This window comes from uncultured Cellulomonas sp. (assembly GCF_947494015.1).
GTDB lineage: Bacteria > Actinomycetota > Actinomycetes > Actinomycetales > Cellulomonadaceae > Pengzhenrongella.
In genome coordinates this window covers 69,557-85,573 of sequence record NZ_CANLTL010000011.1, presented here as the reverse complement: position 1 = coordinate 85,573, position 16,017 = coordinate 69,557, and the positions used below count along the sequence as shown (strand labels likewise).

Genomic DNA, 16,017 nt, shown 5'->3' with positions numbered 1-16,017 from the left:
GAGCGTGTTCGAACAGGTGTTCGAACACGCCGAGGGCTGAGGAGGTGCCATGACGACCGTGCTCGACGGCGTGGACCGCGCCGCCCTCGCGCGGGCGGTGCTGGCGCACGCCGAGCAGCGCACCGGTGCACGCAGCGGGCTGCGCGCCGGGCCGGCGGCTGCGTCGTCGAGGCATGCCGGTGCCGCACCTGCCGGCTCGGCACCTGCCGGCTCCGCACCTGCCGGCTCCGCACCTGTCGGCTCGACAAGCGCCGCGGGCACGGCGACGTCGTCCGTCCCCGGCCCGACCGCGGCTGCGCCGGTCCCCGTCCCTGCGGCGGCAGGGTCGTCGCTGACCCATCCCGACCGGCCGCCCCTGCCGGTCGCGCCCGACCTGGCCCCGCTGCTGCCCGGGGGTGCGCTGCGCCGCGGGGCGTCGCTGGTCGTCACCGGATCCACCTCCCTCGTCCTGGCCCTGGTCGCGCGCGCCTCGCAGGAGGGGTCCTGGGTCGCGGTGGTCGGCCTGCCGGCGGTGGGTCTGCTCGCCGCCCAGCAGGCCGGCGTGGTGCTGGACCGGCTCGCCCTCGTCCCGCGGCCCGGACCGGACGCCCCGACGGTGCTCGCGGCGCTGCTCGACGGCGTGGATCTCGTCGTCGTCGGCGACGACGCCGTGCTCACGGACGCCGAGCGTCGTCGGCTGACGGCCCGGGCGCGCGAGCGCGGCACGGTGCTGCTGTCCACCGCGACGTGGCCGGGGGCGCACGTGGTGCTGACCGCGGAGCCGGTCGAGTGGACCGGGCTCGGCGCGGGGCACGGCCACCTGCGCCGGTACCGGCTCGCGGTGACCCGCGGCGGCCGGGGGAGCGCGGGCCACCGCTCGCGCGCCGAGGTGGTCCTCCCGGTACGAGCCGGGGCGGCCGGGGCGGGCGCGGAGGCGTCCGACCCCGCCCGTCGACGCGCGCCGGAGACCGTGCAGCCGCTGCGGCTGGTGGGGTGAGCGGCGGTGACCCTGACCCCGGTGCGCCCGTCGGTGCCGGCCGCCGATGGCGGCGCCGACCGGCGCGGCGCCCCCCCGACCCGCACGGTGGTGCTGTGGGTTCCCGACTGGCCGGTCGTGGCCGCGATGGTGGACGGTCAGGTCGAGGCGCACCGGCCGGCGGCCGTCCACGACGGCCGGCTGGTCACCGCTGTCTCCGCCACGGCGCGGGCCCACGGGGTGCGGCGGGGCATGCGCCGCCGTCAAGCCCAGGAGTGCGCTCCGGGGCTCGAGCTGCTCGCGGCGGACGACGGGCGCGACGCCCGGACGTTCGAACCGGTCGCGGCCGCGGTCGAGACCGTGGTCGCCGGCCTGGAGATCGCCCGTCCCGGGCTGCTGCTGCTCCCCGCAGCCGGGGCCAGCCGTTACCACGGCTCCGAGCACGTCCTCGCGGAGCGGCTCGTGACCGCCGTCGCGCACGCCACCGGGCACGAGTGCCAGGTCGGCGTGGCGGACGGGCTGCTCGCCGCCGTGCTGGCCGCCCGGTCCTCCCTCGTGGTCCCGGCCGGCAGCGCACGCGCGTTCCTGGACCCGCTCGGGGTGGATGTGCTGCTCCACGCCGCGATGACCGAGCGGGCGGTCACCGAGGTCGGTGCCCTGGTCGACCTGCTGCGGCGGCTGGGCCTGGCCACGCTGGGCGACCTCACCGCGCTGCCGCCCGCGGACGTCGAGGCCCGGTTCGGTGACCTGGGCACGTGGGCGCACCGGCTCGCGCGCGGCGGGGACGTGCGGCCGCCGACCCGGCGCCGCCTCGAGCCGGACGTCGCGGTCGAGTGCGAGCTCGACCCGCCCGCCGAGCGGGTCGACGCCGCGGCCTTCGCGGCGCGCCGGCTGGCCGAGCAGCTCCAGACCATGCTGGTCGAGCGCTCGGCGAGCTGTGGGCGGCTGCGGATCACCGCGCGGACCGAGTCCGGTGACGAGCTGGTGCGCACCTGGCGGACCGACGCCGGGGGGCTCGGTGGGCTGAGCGCCGCCCGGATCACCGACCGGGTCCGCTGGCAGCTCGAGGGCTGGCTCTCGGGCAGCCAGGGGGGCGGCGGTGGTCGTGGCGGTGGCGGTGCGGGCCGGACGCCGGAGCCGTCGGCGCTGGTCCGGCTGGGGGTCGCGGCCGAGGAGGTCGCCCCGGCCGGTGCGGAGCAGGGGCGGCTGTGGGGTGGGGCGAGCGGCGGGGACCTGCGCGCCCACCGTGCGCTGCTGCGCGTCCAGGGCCTGCTCGGCGGTGACGGCGTCCTGGTCGCGGCCCTGCAGGGTGGGCGTGACGTGCGCGACCAGGTCCACCTGGTCCCGTGGGGCGACGCCCGGGCCACCGACCGTGCGGCCGACCGGCCCTGGCCGGGGCGGCTGCCCGATCCCGCGCCCGCGACCGTCCTGGTCGAGCCTGTCGTGGTCGACGTGCTCGACGACGCCGGCCGGCCGGTCCGGGTCGACGCGCGGCTGATGATGAGCGCACCCCCGGCGACGGTGTGCTGGGCTGCTGGTGCTGGTGCTGGTGCCGGTGCTGGTGCCGGTGCCGGGGCGACGGCTCTGCCGGGGGTCGACGCCGGACCACACCGGCTGGTGGCGTGGGCCGGTCCGTGGCCGATGGTCGAGCGGTGGTGGACCGCCACCCCGCGCCGGCGGGTGCACCTGCAGGTGGCCCTCGAGGGCGGCCGGGCACTGCTGCTGTCGTGCTCCCAGGAGCAGTGGACCTGCGAGGCGCTCTATGACTGAGGGCCCCCGCTACGCCGAGCTGCACGCGCACTCGGCGTTCAGCTTCCTCGACGGTGCGAGCCAGCCGGAGGAGCTCGCCGCCGAGGCGGCTCGACTGGGCTTGTCCGCGCTGGCCCTGACCGACCACGACGGGCTGTACGGCGTCGTGCGGTTCGCCCAGGCGGCGCGCACGGTCGGGCTGCCCACGGTGTTCGGTGCCGAGCTGCACCTGCCCGTCCCCGGCCGTGCCGGTGACGTCCTGGACCCACCCACCGGTGTGCCGGACCCGCGCGCCACGCACCTGCTGGTGCTCGCCCGCGGCGCCGACGGGTACCGCAACCTGTCCCGCGCGATCGCCACGGCGCACCTGGCCACCGGGCGCAAGGGGGCGGCGGCCTACACGCTGGAGGGGCTCGCCGAGCAGGCGGACGGGCAGTGGCTCGTGCTGACGGGGTGCCGCAAGGGAGCGGTCCGCCGTGCGCTGGAGGGGCGGGGCCTCGACGGAGCCGGAGACGCCGGCCGGTCGGCGGCGCGGGCCGAGCTGGACCGGCTTGTTGCCCTGTTCGGGAAGGACAACGTCGCCGTCGAGGTGACCGACGCCGGCGACCCGTGGGACTCCGAGCGCGCCGACGCCCTCGCGGAGCTGGCGGCCGCGGCGCGGCTCCCGCTGGTCGCGACCGGCGCGGTGCACTACGCCACCCCGCGCGACGCGGATCTCGCCGCGGCGCTCGCCGCGGTCCGTGCCCGGTCCTCCCTGGAGGACCTGGACGGTTGGCTGCCCGCGACCGCCGGCGCCCACCTGCGCTCCGCGCAGGAGATGCTCGCGCGGCACGCACGCCGGCCCGGCGCGGTGGCGACCGCGGCCGCCCTGGGGGCCGAGTGCGCGTTCGATCTGTCCCTGGTGGCCCCCAACCTGCCGCCGTACCCGGTCCCGCCCGGTCACACCGAGGCGAGCTGGCTGCGCGAGGTCACCTGGCAGGGGGCGCGGCGCCGGTACGGCCCGCCGGAGGCCGAGCGGGTGCCGGGGGCGTACGCGCAGATCGCGCACGAGCTCGACGTCATCGAGACGCTGGACTTCCCGGGGTACTTCCTGATCGTCCACGACCTGGTCGACTTCTGCCGGCGCAGCGGCATCCTGTGCCAGGGCCGGGGGAGCGCGGCCAACTCGGCCGTGTGCTACGCGCTGGGCGTGACCGCCGTCGACGCCGTGCGCCACGGTCTGCTGTTCGAGCGGTTCCTGGCCCCCGAGCGCGACGGTCCGCCGGACATCGACGTCGACATCGAGTCCGACCGCCGGGAGGAGGTCATCCAGTACGTCTACGCCAAGCACGGTCGCACGCACGCGGCCCAGGTCGCCAACGTCATCTCCTACCGCCCCAAGTCGGCGGTGCGCGACGCCGCCCGGGCGCTGGGGTACGACGTCGGGCAGCAGGATGCGTGGAGCAAGAGCATCGAGCAGTGGGGGAGCCTGCGGGACTCCACGCCCGCGCCGGTCCGCCCCGAGGACGTGGGCGCGGACCGCCACGACACCGTGCCCACGCACCGGCCGGAGTCGGCCGAGTCGATGGCCGTGATCCCCGAGCCGGTGCTCGGGCTCGCCGAGCGGTTCCTGCGGCTCCCGCGTCACCTGGGCATCCACTCCGGCGGCATGGTGCTGTGCGACCGGCCGGTGGTCGAGGTGTGCCCGGTGGAGTGGGCGACGATGCCCGGGCGGACCGTGCTGCAGTGGGACAAGGACGACTGCGCCGACGCCGGCCTGGTGAAGTTCGACCTGCTCGGCCTGGGCATGCTCAGCGCCCTGCAGAACGCGTTCACCCTGGTCCGCGAGCACGAGGGGATCACGCTGGACCTGCACGAGCTGCCGCAGGAGGACCCGCACGTCTACGACCTGCTGTGCGCCGCGGACACCGTGGGGGTCTTCCAGGTCGAGTCCCGGGCGCAGATGGGCACCCTGCCGCGGCTGCGGCCGCGGCGGTTCTACGACATCGTCGTGGAGGTCGCCCTGATCCGTCCCGGCCCGATCCAGGGCGGCTCGGTGCACCCCTACATCGCCCGCTACCAGGGCCGGGAGAAGGTCACCTACCTGCACCCGCTGCTGGAGAGCTCGCTGAGCAAGACGCTCGGCGTGCCGCTGTTCCAGGAGCAGCTCATGCAGATGGCGATCGACGTCGCCGACTTCACCGGCGCCGAGGCCGACCAGCTGCGCCGCGCGATGGGCTCCAAGCGGTCGACGGCGAAGATGGAGGCGCTGCACGCCCGGCTGCTGGACGGCATGGAGCGCAAGGGTGTCCCGCGGGACACCGGCGAGCAGATCTTCGACAAGCTCAAGGCCTTCGCCGACTTCGGCTTCCCCGAGTCCCACGCCTACTCCTTCGCCTACCTCGTCTACGCCAGCACCTGGCTCAAGGCCCACCACCCGGCGGCCTTCTACGCCGGGCTGCTCGCGGCGCAGCCGATGGGCTTCTACTCCCCGCAGTCCCTGGTGGCCGACGCGCGTCGGCACGGGCTGACCGTGCTGCGTCCCGACGTCCAGGCGTCCGGGGTGCACGCGGGGCTCGAGCGGGTCCCCGGTGCGGTCGGTCCCGAGCTGCCGCTGGTGCCGCTCACCGGTGGCACCACGCTGCGCGCGGAACGCTCCCCGGAGGCGCTGGCGTCCCGCGGCGACGGCGAAGAGCCGGCCGTCCGCCCCCAGCCCGTCCGTCCCCAGCGGCACGACGACGACGGTGCGCTGGCCGTGCGTCTCGGGCTCGCCTCCGTGCGGGGGGTCGGCGAGGACGTCGCCGCCGCCCTGGTCGCCGAGCGGGCCCGGGGTGGGGCGTTCGCGGACCTGCGCGACCTCGCCCGCCGGGTCCGGCTCAGCACCGCGCAGCTCGAGTCGCTGGCGACCGCCGGCGCACTGGCCGGGATTCCCGGACGGGACGGGACCGGCGTGGACCGCCGCGAGGCGCTGTGGGCCGCCGGGGCGCTCGCGCAGGAGGGCCCCGACACGCTGCCCGGCGTCTCGGTCGGCGTCGCCGCCCCCACGCTGCCGGGGATGAGCGACGTCGAGCTCGCGGTCGCCGACGTGTGGGCGACGGGTGTGTCGGTGGACTCCTACCCGACCGAGCACGTGCGCACCGGTCTGGACGCCGCCGGGGTGCTGCGGGTCGCGGACGCGTTCGCCCACGAGCCGGGGCGGCGGGTCGCCGTCGCCGGCGTGGTGACCCACCGCCAGCGACCGGGGACCGCGCAGGGCGTGACGTTCCTGTCCGTCGAGGACGAGACCGGCCTGCTCAACGTGGTCTGCACGGCGGGCCTGTGGCGGCGGTTCCGCCGGGCGGCGCGCACGTCCGCCGCACTCGTCGTCCGTGGTCAGATCGAGCGGGCCGACGGCGCCACCAACCTGGTGGCCGAGCACCTCGCCCCGCTGTCCCTGAAGGTGCCGACGCGGTCTCGTGACTTCCACTGATCGGCCGCAGCCGTCCCTGCCGTCCCTGCCGTCCCAGCCGGCGCGACCGGGAACGTCACCCCTCCTGCGGCGTGACCTCGAGGTCGTCGGACTCGGCGTCGTCGTCCTCCACCGGCGGGTCCAGCCGGCGCAGCCGGGAGAACACCGCCCAGGCGACCGCGACCAGCGGCACCGAGATCACCGCGCCCAGGATGCCGGCCGTGATGGTCCCGGCGGTGACCACCAGCGCGATCACCACCGGGTGCAGGGACACCTGCCGGCCCATCACCAGCGGCTGCAGGACGTGTCCCTCGAACTGCCCGATGAGCGCGATGAAGACACCGACCAGCAGGGCGTTGATCGGGCCGTTCGCCGCCAGTGCCGCCACCATCGCGACGACCATGGCGGCCGGTGCGCCGACCAGCGGGATGAAGGCGCCGATGACGACCAGCACCGCGAGCGGTGCCGCCAGCGGCACGCCCAGCGCGAGCAGCACCACGAGCGCCAGCACGCCGTCGGTCACCGCGATGATCACGGTGCCCCGCGTGTACCCGGAGAACGTGTACCAGCCCGCCTCGGCCGCCGTCTGCCAGGTGTCCCGGGTGCGCGCCGGCAGCTGGTTGAGGAACCAGACCCACATCTCGTGACCGCGGGCGAGGAAGAACACCGAGCAGAAGACCGCCAGCGCGAGCGCGCCGAACACCAGCACCACCGAGCCGGCGCTCGCAGCGGCCTGCGACGCGACCTCACCGCTGTGCTCCACGACCCAGTCGCGGCCGTCGTCGATCCACACGTTGAGCTGGTCGTTCGTGACCGTGACCGGCAGTGGTCCGTCCTGCAGGAAGTCGATGATGTCGTCGATCCCGGAGGTGAACTGCCGCGACAGGCTGTCCCACTGCCCGGCCACGGAGAACCCGACGTAGGCCAGGGTCCCGAGCGTCGCGACCACCCCCACCAGCAGCGCCACCGCCGTCGCCAGCCCCCTCGGCATCACCCGGGAGAGCATGTCCACCAGCGGACGCAGCACCGCGGTGAACACCAGGGCGATGAAGACGGCGATGAAGACCAGCTGCACCCGGGACGTCGCGTAGAACACCAGCACGACGGCCGCGACCACCACGAGCAGCCGCCACGACATCCCGGCCAGCACCCGCAGCCAGTGCGGGGCGGTCTGCTCGAACCCCACGACCGACGGGTTGCGCCGCGCCCCGGCGACCCGCCGCGCGGCGGGACTCGCGCCGGCCAGGTGACGGGTCGAGGCATGTGGACGGTCGCTCCCGGCGAGGGACGTGTCCTGGTCCGTCATGGCGGTGAGCCTCTTCACGAGTGGTGCGGCGGGGGCCTGTCGGCGCCAGTCTGCACCCGGGTCGGCGTGGCTGCCCGCCCCCCACACCGTGCTATCTTTACGGCCGCGCCTGACGGGGAGATGCTCCCCAGAAGGTCCACCTGTCCGGGTGGCGGAATGGCAGACGCGCTAGCTTGAGGTGCTAGTGCCCGTATAGGGCGTGGGGGTTCAAGTCCCCCTCCGGACACTCGTTGAGACAGCGACGACGAAGGCCCCCGACCCCGCCAGGTCGGGGGCCTTCGTCGTGCCGGTGCCAGCGACCGGCGGTACCGCTGGACACCACCCACCCCGCTCGTCATCCTGAACGGGACGCGCCCCGGACCTGCGGTCGCGACACACGTGAGGGGCACACCATGACCTTCAAGACCTCCCCCGAGCCGGTCATCTCCGGGGTTCCCTACCCGGTGACCGAGGTCGACGGCGCACCCGCGCAGGCCCTGTCCGCCTTCGTCGGTGCGGTCGAGATCACGATCGACAAGCGCGGCACCCCCTACGTCATCGAGGGGGAGGGTCGCGAGCGCGGCGACCTCGTGCGCGTGCACGAGAAGAACGGCAAGGGGGGCAAGGACGTCCGCGTCTGGAGCGTCTCCGCGGCGCCCGACGGCGGCTTCGTCGCCGAGACGGTCGTCTGACCCCTCGCTCCCACCCCACCCTCGACCACGAGGGCCTCGACCGCCCACCGGTCGGGGCCCTCGTCATGCGCGCAGAGCCGCGCCGGGTCGCCCTGCGCCAAGTCGACCGCTGTGCCACGCACGCTCGGCGACGTGATCCTGTTCGTCGGCACCCGACTGCGCACCGGCCGGACCAGCACCGGCGTCTTCCACTGCCCGTCCTGCTTCGTCGCGCGCACGTACGAGCAGCTGGAGTCCCGGACGTGGGTGCACCTGTTCTGGATCCCGGTGATCCCCCTGGGCAGCGCCCGGCCCGCGGTGGAGTGCACCGTGTGCCACGGCCGGTGGGAGCCGGCCGTCCTGGAGTCCCACCCCGCGACCTGACTGCCGGCTCACACCCGGGCGCGGCCGGCACCGGGCGCGGTCAGCACCCGGTCACGCTCAGCCCTCGGGCACGCTCAGCCCTCGGGCACGCTCAGCCGCGGGTCGGCGCGGGCGCCGGCGGAATATCCGGTGGATCGGTGGGCTTGAACCCCTCAGACTGCTGGTGTGCCCGTCGATGGGCAGGGTGTCGCGGTGAGAGCCGCGGCGCACAGCAGTTCCCCGGTCTGCGTGGTGGTGCCAGCATCCCGCCGCGAATGGATCGGCTCGGTCGGGTCACGCACCTCTGGTGAGGGGTGGACGGGCACGGACCGGGTGGCACGTCACCGACAGTCCCCAAGCAGGCCGGGGGCGGTTCAAGCCGCGCGAGACAAGGACAAGCGGGCGCGGTGGGTGGTGGCGCAGACGATGCTGGAGACGTGGCGACGGCCCGGTGACCTCATGGCGAGGTCACCGGGCCGTCGCGCATCCGGGCTCCCGGGTGAGGGCGGACCGCGCCCGCCGGCTCAGCGCGCGTGCCCCCACCGGGCCGCGATCGCCTGCGTCTGCGCCACGTAGCCGCCGCCGAACAGCACCGCGTGCATCCCCACCGGGTACAGCTGGTGCAGCGTGACCCGCTCGTGCCAGCCCGGGCGCAACGGGTGGACCTCCTCGTACCCCGCGACGACGTCGGCCAGGTGTGGCGCACCGAACAGGGCGAGCATCGCCAGGTCGCCCTCGCGGTGGCCGCCGTGGGCGGCCGGGTCGATGAGCACCGCGCCGGACGACGTCCAGAGCACGTTGCCCGACCACAGGTCGCCGTGGACCCGGGCCGGGACGTCGTCGCCGTCGAGGTCCCCGGACCGCAGCCGGGCGATGACGGCGTGGAGATCCGCGTCCAGGCTGGTGCCGAGCCGGCCGCGGGACGCCAGCAGCGTGCGCAGCGGCTCGAGCCGGCGCTCGGCGAGGAACTCTCCCCAGCGGTCGTGGTTCCCGGCCGGCATCGGCAGCGGCTCGTCGAGCGGGCCGAAGAACCCGTCGCCGTCCCAGCCTGCCGGCGGGCTGCCCCACGCGGGCGCGCCGGCGTCGTGCAGGCCGGCCAGCCCGCGACCCAGCCGGCGGGCGCGGTCCGGGGTCGGCGGCGCCGGCCGCAGCCGCTCGAGGTCGAGGTGGTCCGGGGCGACGTCGAGCACCCGCACGACCGGGACGGCGTCGGCCGCCGCCAGCCAGCGCAGACCCGCGGCCTCGCAGGCGAAGAAGCCGGGGGGTGCGTCCGACCGGTGCTTGCGGTGGACGTCGGCGCCCGGCTTCGCGGTCATGGCCCCCAGTCCATCACCCGTCGGGGCGGCCGACCCGTCGAGTCGCGTCGTGCGCGCGCCGACGGGCCCGCGAGAGGGCACGCTGAGGGCAGCCGCCGCGACCCGGCCCGTCGTCGTCCCTGGAGTGCCCCATGCAGATCGGTGTCCCCCGCGAGGTCAAGAACAACGAGCACCGGGTGGCGATCACGCCGGCCGGCGTCCACCAGCTCGTGGCCGCCGGCCACCGGGTGCTCGTCCAGCGCGGTGCGGGGGAGGGCTCCGCGGTCCCCGACGCCGCCTACCGGTCGGCCGGCGCCGACCTGGTGGACACGCCCGACGAGGTGTGGGGCCGCGCCGAGCTCGTGTGCAAGGTGAAGGAGCCCGTCGCATCGGAGTACGCCTACCTGCGACGTGACCTGACCCTGTTCACCTACCTGCACCTGGCTGCGGACCGTCCCGCCACCGATGCGCTGCTCGCGGCGGGCACGACGGCGATCGCCTACGAGACCGTGCAGCTCGCCGACGGCACGCTGCCGCTGCTGGCACCGATGAGCGAGGTCGCCGGCCGGTTGTCGATGCAGGTCGGCGCGTACCACCTGATGACGAGCGCGGGCGGCGCCGGGGTGCTGCCCGGCGGCATCCCCGGCGTGCGGCCGGCCAAGGTGGTCGTCCTCGGCGGCGGCGTGGCGGGCACGAACGCGGTCGAGATCGCCGTCGGCATGCGGGCCGACGTCACCGTGCTGGACCTGTCCCTGCCCAAGCTGCGCGCGATCGACGCCACGTTCGGTGGTCGGGTGCGCACGCTCGCCTCGAGCCAGTACACGCTCGAGGAGGAGCTGCTCGACGCCGACCTGGTCATCGGTGCGGTCCTGGTCGCCGGTGCGCGCGCGCCCCGGCTGGTCAGCGACGACCTCGTCGCCCGGATGCGCCCCGGGTCCGTGCTGGTCGACATCGCCGTCGACCAGGGCGGCTGCCTGGAGTCCACGCGCCCGACGACCCATGCCGACCCGACCTTCACCGTGCACGGCTCGGTGTTCTACTGCGTCGCCAACATGCCCGGTGCCGTGCCGGTGACCTCGACCCGTGCCCTGACCAACGCGACCCTGCCCTACCTGACCCGGCTCGCCGCGGACGGCTGGCGCGCCGCCGCTCGCTCCGACCCGGCCCTGGCCGCCGGCCTGACCACGCACGACGGCGCCCTGCTCAACGCGGCGGTCGCCGGCGCCCACGGCCTCACCGCCACCGCCGTCGCCGAGGTGCTCGGGTAGCGGCGCTCCTCCGTGCCCCGGCCCGCGCCCCGGGACCCGGCGGCGTGTCGGCGGCGCGCGGCATGCTGGGGTGATGACGCGGACCCAGTACTACGTGGCAGCGAGCCTCGACGGGTACATCGCCGACCCGGCGGGCTCCCTCGACTGGCTCATGCAGTTCAACGACGTGCCCGGCGTGACCGAGCACTACGAGTCGTTCCTGTCCGGGGTCGGCGCGATCGCGATGGGTGCGGCCACCTACGAGTTCGTCCTGGCGGAGGGGGTGGACCGGTGGCCGTACCCCGACCATCGCACGTGGGTCTTCACCCACCGCGACCTGCCCCTGGTCCCGGGGGCGGACGTGGTGCGGACCGCCGACGACGTCGCGCGGGTGCACGCGCAGATGGTCCAGGCGGCGGCCGGCCGGAACATCTGGCTGGTCGGCGGTGGTGCCCTGGTGGCCCAGTTCGCCGAACGCGGGCTGCTGGACGAGATCTGGCTGGGCGTCGCGCCCGTCGTGCTCGGCGGCGGGGCCCCGGTCCTGCCCGCGCGGCTGCCCGGCCCGCTGGCGCTCACCGACGTGACCCGCCTCGGTGACGCCTTCGTCGAGCTGCGGTACACCGTCCCGCACGGGTGAGCAGCCGTCAGCCCGCAGCCACCGCAGCTCCGCAGACACCGTCCCGCCGGTCGCCGCACGGCAGGATGGTGCCCATGACCTCCAGCCACCTGGACCCTGCCAACCCGTTCGCCCGACCCTCCACGCTGCCCTTCGGTCTGCCCGACTACGCCGCGATCCGCGAGGAGCACTTCGCCCCGGCGCTGGTCGCCGGGATGGCCGGGCAGCGCGCGGAGATCGAGCAGATCGCCGACGATCCCGAGCCGGCCACGGTCGAGAACACCCTCGTCCCGCTCGAGCGGTCGGGGCGCCTGCTCGCGCGGGCCGCTGCGGCCTTCTTCAACCAGGTGGGGTCGGACAGCACGCCGGGGCTCGAGCAGATCGAGGCGGAGATGGCGCCGCAGCTGGCGGCGCACCACGACGCGGTCTACCTCGACGCCCGGCTGCACGCCCGGCTCGAGGCGATCGCCGCCGACGTCGACGCCGGCCGGGTCACGCTGGAACCGGACACGGCGTGGTTGCTGCACACCTACCGCACGGACTTCGGCCGGTCGGGCATCGCGCTGCCCGAGGCCGACCAGGCGCGGCTGCGCGAGCTCAACGCCGAGATCACCAGCCTGGAGACCGCGTTCGGGCGCACGCTGCTGGCCGCGCAGAACGCCGCCGCCGTCCTCGTGCAGGACGTGGCCGAGCTCGACGGCCTGGCCCCGGACGCGATCGCCGCGGCGCGTGAGGCCGCCCAGGGGCGCGGCCACACCGAGGGGTACCTGCTCGAGCTGATCCTGCCCACGCAGCAGCCCGCCCTCGCCGCGCTGACCGACCGGTCGGTGCGCGAGCGGCTGCACCGTGCGTCGGTCACCCGCGGCGCCACGGGCGGCGAGCACGACACCCGCACGACGCTGCTGCGCCTGGTGCGGCTGCGTGCCGAGCGCGCGCAGCTGCTCGGGTACCCCCACCACGCGGCGTACGTGGCCGAGGATGCGTGCGCCCGCACCACCGACGCGGTGAGCTCGCTGCTCGGGCGGCTCGCGCCCGCCGCCGTCGCGAACGCCCAGGCCGAGGCCGCCGACCTGCAGGCGGCCCTCGAGGCCGACGTGCCGGGCGCCCGGCTCGAGCCGTGGGACTGGGCCTTCTACGCCGAGCGGGTGCGCAAGGAGCGGTACGCCCTGGACGACGCGCTGCTGCGGCCCTACCTCGAGCTGGACCGCGTGCTGCGCGACGGCGTCTTCGCGGCGGCGGGCGAGCTGTACGGCCTTTCCTTCACCGAACGTCCCGACCTGGTCGGGTACCACCCCGACGTGCGGGTGTGGGAGGTCGCCGACGAGCGCAGCGACCAGCCGATCGGGCTGTTCCTCGGCGACTTCTACACCCGGGCGTCCAAGCGGGGCGGCGCGTGGATGAACAACCTGGTGGACCAGTCCGGGCTGCTCGGTGAGCGGCCCGTGGTGGTCAACAACCTCAACCTGAACAAGCCCCCGACGGGGGAGCCGACCCTGCTGGCGTGGGATGAGGTCATCACCCTGTTCCACGAGTTCGGTCACGCCCTGCACGGGCTGTTCTCCGACGTGCGCTACCCCTCGCAGTCCGGCACCGAGGTCCCGCGCGACTTCGTGGAGTACCCGTCCCAGGTCAACGAGATGTGGGCCTGGGACCCGGCGATCCTGCGCCGGTACGCCGTCCACCACGTCACCGGCGAGCCGATGCCGCAGGAGTGGGTCGACGTCATGCTCGCGTCCCGCCAGTTCAACGAGGGCTTCGGGACCACCGAGTACCTGGCCGCAGCCCTGCTCGACCAGGCCTGGTACGTGCTGGCCCCCGACGAGGTGCCCACGGACCCGGCCGAGGTGGAGCGGTTCGAGGCCGCCGCGCTCGACCGGGCCGGGATCGCCTTCGCGCCGGTCCCACCGCGGTACCGGACCAGCTACTTCAACCACGTCTTCGGCGGTGGGTACTCGGCCGGCTACTACTCCTACATCTGGTCCGAGGTGCTGGACGCCGACACCGTCGAGTGGTTCACCGAGCACGGCGGCCTGAGCCGGGCCAACGGCGACACGTTCCGTGACCGGCTGCTCGGCCGGGGCGGGTCGGTGGACGTCATGGCGACCTTCCGGGACCTGCGCGGCCGCGACCCGGAGATCGGCCCGCTGCTCGCCCGGCGAGGGCTGGACGCGACCGGGGCCTGACCGGAGCCCGACCCAGCCGTGCACCGGCGACCGTCGGCCCGTACCCGACTGCGGTACGGGCCGACGGTACGGTGGTGCCCATGTCCACGCCTGTCGACGCCGCTGCCCGCACCGCCCAGGACGAGGTCGTGGGCATCTGCCAGGACCTGCTCCGCTTCGACACCTCCAACTACGGCGACGGGTCGGGCCCGGGCGAGCGACTCGCGGCCGAGTACGTCATGGGGTCGCTGACCGAGGTCGGCCTGGAGCCCGAGTACGTCGAGTCCGCCCCGGGCCGCGGCAACGTCGTCGTCCGGCTGCCCGGTGAGGACTCCACCCGGGGCGCGCTCGTCCTGCACGGGCACCTCGACGTGGTCCCGGCGCAGGCCTCGGACTGGCAGGTGGACCCGTTCGGCGGCGAGGAGCGCGACGGCCTGCTGTGGGGCCGCGGCGCGGTCGACATGAAGGACATGGACGCGATGATCCTGGCGGTCGTGCGCCAGATGGCCCGTGAGGGACGGCGCCCGGCGCGGGACGTCGTCGTCGCCCTGTTCGCCGACGAGGAGGCCGGCGGGGCCTACGGCGCCCGCTGGCTCGTGGACCACCGCCCCGACCTGTTCGAGGGCGCGACCGAGGCCATCAGCGAGGTCGGCGGGTACTCCGTCGAGATCGACGGCCGGCGGGCCTACCTGCTGCAGACCGCGGAGAAGGGCATCGCCTGGCTGCGGCTGGTCGCCGACGGCCGCGCCGGGCACGGCAGCCAGGTCAACACCGACAACGCCGTGACCCACCTCGCCGCCGCGATGGCGCGCATCGGCGAGCACCCGTGGCCGTTCACCCTGACCCCGACGGTGCGCCGGCTGCTGGAGGGCGTCGCCGAGCTGACCGGGATGCGCTTCGACCCCGAGGACGAGCACGCGGTGGACCGGCTCGTCGACGCGCTGGGACCGGCCGCCCGGTTCGTCGGCGCCACCATCCGCAACACGTCCAACCCGACCCAGCTGAGCTCGGGGTACAAGGCGAACGTCATCCCGGGTCGCGCGGAGGGAGTCCTGGACGCCCGCTTCCTGCCCGGGCACGAGGACGAGGCGCTGAGCACGCTGCGCGCCCTGGCCGGCGAGCACGTGCGGATCGAGCCGATCCACCAGGACATCGCCCTCGAGGTGCCGTTCGAGGGCGACCTCGTCGACGCCATGGTGGCGGCCCTGCAGGCGGAGGACCCGGGCGCCGCGGTGCTGCCCTACACGCTCTCCGGCGGGACGGACAACAAGTCGCTCGCCCGGCTGGGCATCACCGGCTACGGGTTCGCACCGCTGCAGCTGCCGCCGTCGCTGGACTTCTCCGCGATGTTCCACGGCGTCGACGAGCGGGTCCCGACCAGCGCGCTCACCTTCGGCGTCCGCGTGCTGGACCGCCTGCTCGGCGCCTGCTGACCGTCCCGCCCGTCCCGCGGCGGCGAGAGCGGTCGGCTCGGGCTCAGTCCAGCGTCTCGGCGAGCGTGCTGCGGACCCGGATGATCTTGCGGCGCAGCCAGACCTTGCGCTCCCCGCCGGCGAACAGCAGCGTCCGGGCGAGCTCCCAGCGGCCGTACTCGGCCTCGTCGGTGAGCAGACGGCGCGCGTCGTTCCGACTGGTGGTGCGCGGGATCGTCAGCACGCGGTACTCGTACTGACCGCCTCCTGCCGCCCACTCGCTGCGGGCACGACCTGCGAGCCTGCTCTCCATCGCGATCCCTTCGTCGCACCGATCCCTGCCGGGGCCACCCGACCCCCGCGCCACGCGACCCAACGCGCTCCCGGCGCCCGGGATTCCCGGTGCCATTGTGCCCTCGGCGGCGCTACCGTCAGTGCATGACCGTCGATCCGCGCGCCGCCCTCGATCGATTCGTGGCCGCGCTCGAGGCCCACTACCACGCGGTCGCGGCACGACGGCGCGACGACGACCCCGCCGTCGACGACGCCTACGACGTCCTCGCCGACGCGTTCGAGGTCTACGACGACGCCCTCGCCACCGTCCACGGGGAGGCCACGCCGTTCTACCTGGTCGACGACGACGACGAGGACGAGGACGACGAGACCCTCGACGACGAGGACGACCGGCCGGGCGCGGCCCGCGCCGGCGCGAGCGACCTCGACGCCCACGTGGACGACGACGACCTGCTCGACCGGCTCGGCGACGACGTCGGCTCCGGTCAGGCTCGCTGAGCCTGGCGCGCGCAACCAGCGCACGACCGCCGCTCGCCCGGCG

The 16,017-nt window shown here is 75.1% G+C and carries 13 protein-coding genes and 1 tRNA gene; 11 read left to right on the top strand and 3 right to left on the bottom strand.

Features of this window, described 5'->3' with window-relative positions; genetic code table 11:
- Window positions 1-49 precede the first annotated feature (49 nt).
- Genes Q0840_RS13270 through Q0840_RS13260 form a run of 3 tightly spaced genes read left to right on the top strand, consistent with a single transcriptional unit; the run spans window position 50 to window position 6,152 of the window.
- A complete protein-coding gene (locus tag Q0840_RS13270) occupies window positions 50-976 on the top strand; it encodes a hypothetical protein (protein WP_298460097.1) in 927 nt (308 codons plus the stop codon).
- 6 nt (window positions 977-982) lie between these two features.
- Window positions 983-2,725 carry a DNA polymerase Y family protein gene (locus tag Q0840_RS13265; RefSeq protein ID WP_367183131.1) on the top strand — a complete coding sequence of 581 codons (1,743 nt, stop codon included), beginning with the start codon at window positions 983-985 and terminating at the stop codon, window positions 2,723-2,725.
- A complete protein-coding gene (locus tag Q0840_RS13260) occupies window positions 2,718-6,152 on the top strand; it encodes an error-prone DNA polymerase (RefSeq protein WP_298460095.1) in 3,435 nt (1,144 codons plus the stop codon). The genes Q0840_RS13265 and Q0840_RS13260 overlap by 8 nt, the downstream gene beginning before the upstream one ends.
- A 55-nt stretch (window positions 6,153-6,207) precedes the next feature.
- Here Q0840_RS13260 and Q0840_RS13255 read toward each other — a convergent pair whose 3' ends face one another.
- Complete coding sequence (locus tag Q0840_RS13255; protein ID WP_298460093.1) at window positions 6,208-7,437, bottom strand: AI-2E family transporter; 1,230 nt, start codon at window positions 7,435-7,437, stop codon at window positions 6,208-6,210.
- Window positions 7,438-7,579: 142 nt separating this feature from the next.
- Between Q0840_RS13255 and Q0840_RS13250 the strand changes: the two genes are divergently transcribed.
- The 3 genes from Q0840_RS13250 to Q0840_RS13240 all read left to right on the top strand — a co-directional run bounded on the left by Q0840_RS13250 (window position 7,580) and on the right by Q0840_RS13240 (window position 8,471).
- Window positions 7,580-7,663, top strand: a tRNA-Leu gene (locus Q0840_RS13250).
- A gap of 166 nt (window positions 7,664-7,829) precedes the next feature.
- Window positions 7,830-8,108, top strand: coding sequence for a hypothetical protein (locus Q0840_RS13245; protein WP_298460090.1), 279 nt, complete (start codon window positions 7,830-7,832; stop codon window positions 8,106-8,108).
- Between the two features lie 132 nt (window positions 8,109-8,240).
- A complete protein-coding gene (locus tag Q0840_RS13240) occupies window positions 8,241-8,471 on the top strand; it encodes a zinc-ribbon domain-containing protein (protein ID WP_298460088.1) in 231 nt (76 codons plus the stop codon).
- 503 nt (window positions 8,472-8,974) lie between these two features.
- On the opposite strand, the gene Q0840_RS13235 is transcribed toward Q0840_RS13240, so the two are convergent.
- Window positions 8,975-9,766, bottom strand: a complete 792-nt coding sequence (locus Q0840_RS13235) for a fructosamine kinase family protein (protein ID WP_298460086.1) — start codon at window positions 9,764-9,766, stop codon at window positions 8,975-8,977.
- A 131-nt stretch (window positions 9,767-9,897) separates the two neighbouring features.
- Here Q0840_RS13235 and ald point away from each other — a divergent pair, with 131 nt between their 5' ends.
- From ald to Q0840_RS13215, 4 genes are all read left to right on the top strand, one after another.
- Complete coding sequence (ald, locus tag Q0840_RS13230) at window positions 9,898-11,013, top strand: alanine dehydrogenase (protein ID WP_298460084.1); 1,116 nt, start codon at window positions 9,898-9,900, stop codon at window positions 11,011-11,013.
- A gap of 73 nt (window positions 11,014-11,086) precedes the next feature.
- Window positions 11,087-11,629, top strand: coding sequence for a dihydrofolate reductase family protein (locus Q0840_RS13225; RefSeq protein ID WP_298460082.1), 543 nt, complete (start codon window positions 11,087-11,089; stop codon window positions 11,627-11,629).
- 74 nt (window positions 11,630-11,703) lie between these two features.
- Window positions 11,704-13,791: a M3 family metallopeptidase gene (locus Q0840_RS13220; RefSeq protein WP_298460080.1), complete on the top strand. Its 2,088-nt coding sequence runs from the start codon at window positions 11,704-11,706 to the stop codon at window positions 13,789-13,791.
- 80 nt (window positions 13,792-13,871) lie between these two features.
- On the top strand, window positions 13,872-15,203 hold the full coding sequence (locus Q0840_RS13215; RefSeq protein ID WP_298460078.1) for a M20/M25/M40 family metallo-hydrolase: 1,332 nt from the start codon (window positions 13,872-13,874) through the stop codon (window positions 15,201-15,203).
- Window positions 15,204-15,246: 43 nt separating this feature from the next.
- On the opposite strand, the gene Q0840_RS13210 is transcribed toward Q0840_RS13215, so the two are convergent.
- Complete coding sequence (locus tag Q0840_RS13210; RefSeq protein WP_298460075.1) at window positions 15,247-15,495, bottom strand: DUF5703 family protein; 249 nt, start codon at window positions 15,493-15,495, stop codon at window positions 15,247-15,249.
- A 125-nt stretch (window positions 15,496-15,620) separates the two neighbouring features.
- Here Q0840_RS13210 and Q0840_RS13205 point away from each other — a divergent pair, with 125 nt between their 5' ends.
- The gene (locus Q0840_RS13205; protein ID WP_298460073.1) at window positions 15,621-15,974 is read left to right on the top strand and encodes a primosomal protein; all 354 of its coding nucleotides are present in this window, start codon (window positions 15,621-15,623) and stop codon (window positions 15,972-15,974) included.
- The last annotated feature ends 43 nt before the right edge of the window (window positions 15,975-16,017 follow it).

Coding starts and splice junctions, on each gene's coding strand:
- Q0840_RS13210 (WP_298460075.1), bottom strand. CDS start 15,495: ATGGAGAGCAGGCTCGCAGGTCGTGCCCGCAGCGAGTGGGCGGCAGGA.
- Q0840_RS13220 (WP_298460080.1), top strand. CDS start 11,704: ATGACCTCCAGCCACCTGGACCCTGCCAACCCGTTCGCCCGACCCTCC.
- Q0840_RS13270 (WP_298460097.1), top strand. CDS start 50: ATGACGACCGTGCTCGACGGCGTGGACCGCGCCGCCCTCGCGCGGGCG.
- Q0840_RS13255 (WP_298460093.1), bottom strand. CDS start 7,437: ATGACGGACCAGGACACGTCCCTCGCCGGGAGCGACCGTCCACATGCC.
- Q0840_RS13225 (WP_298460082.1), top strand. CDS start 11,087: ATGACGCGGACCCAGTACTACGTGGCAGCGAGCCTCGACGGGTACATC.
- Q0840_RS13205 (WP_298460073.1), top strand. CDS start 15,621: ATGACCGTCGATCCGCGCGCCGCCCTCGATCGATTCGTGGCCGCGCTC.
- Q0840_RS13215 (WP_298460078.1), top strand. CDS start 13,872: ATGTCCACGCCTGTCGACGCCGCTGCCCGCACCGCCCAGGACGAGGTC.
- ald (WP_298460084.1), top strand. CDS start 9,898: ATGCAGATCGGTGTCCCCCGCGAGGTCAAGAACAACGAGCACCGGGTG.
- Q0840_RS13260 (WP_298460095.1), top strand. CDS start 2,718: ATGACTGAGGGCCCCCGCTACGCCGAGCTGCACGCGCACTCGGCGTTC.
- Q0840_RS13245 (WP_298460090.1), top strand. CDS start 7,830: ATGACCTTCAAGACCTCCCCCGAGCCGGTCATCTCCGGGGTTCCCTAC.
- Q0840_RS13235 (WP_298460086.1), bottom strand. CDS start 9,766: ATGACCGCGAAGCCGGGCGCCGACGTCCACCGCAAGCACCGGTCGGAC.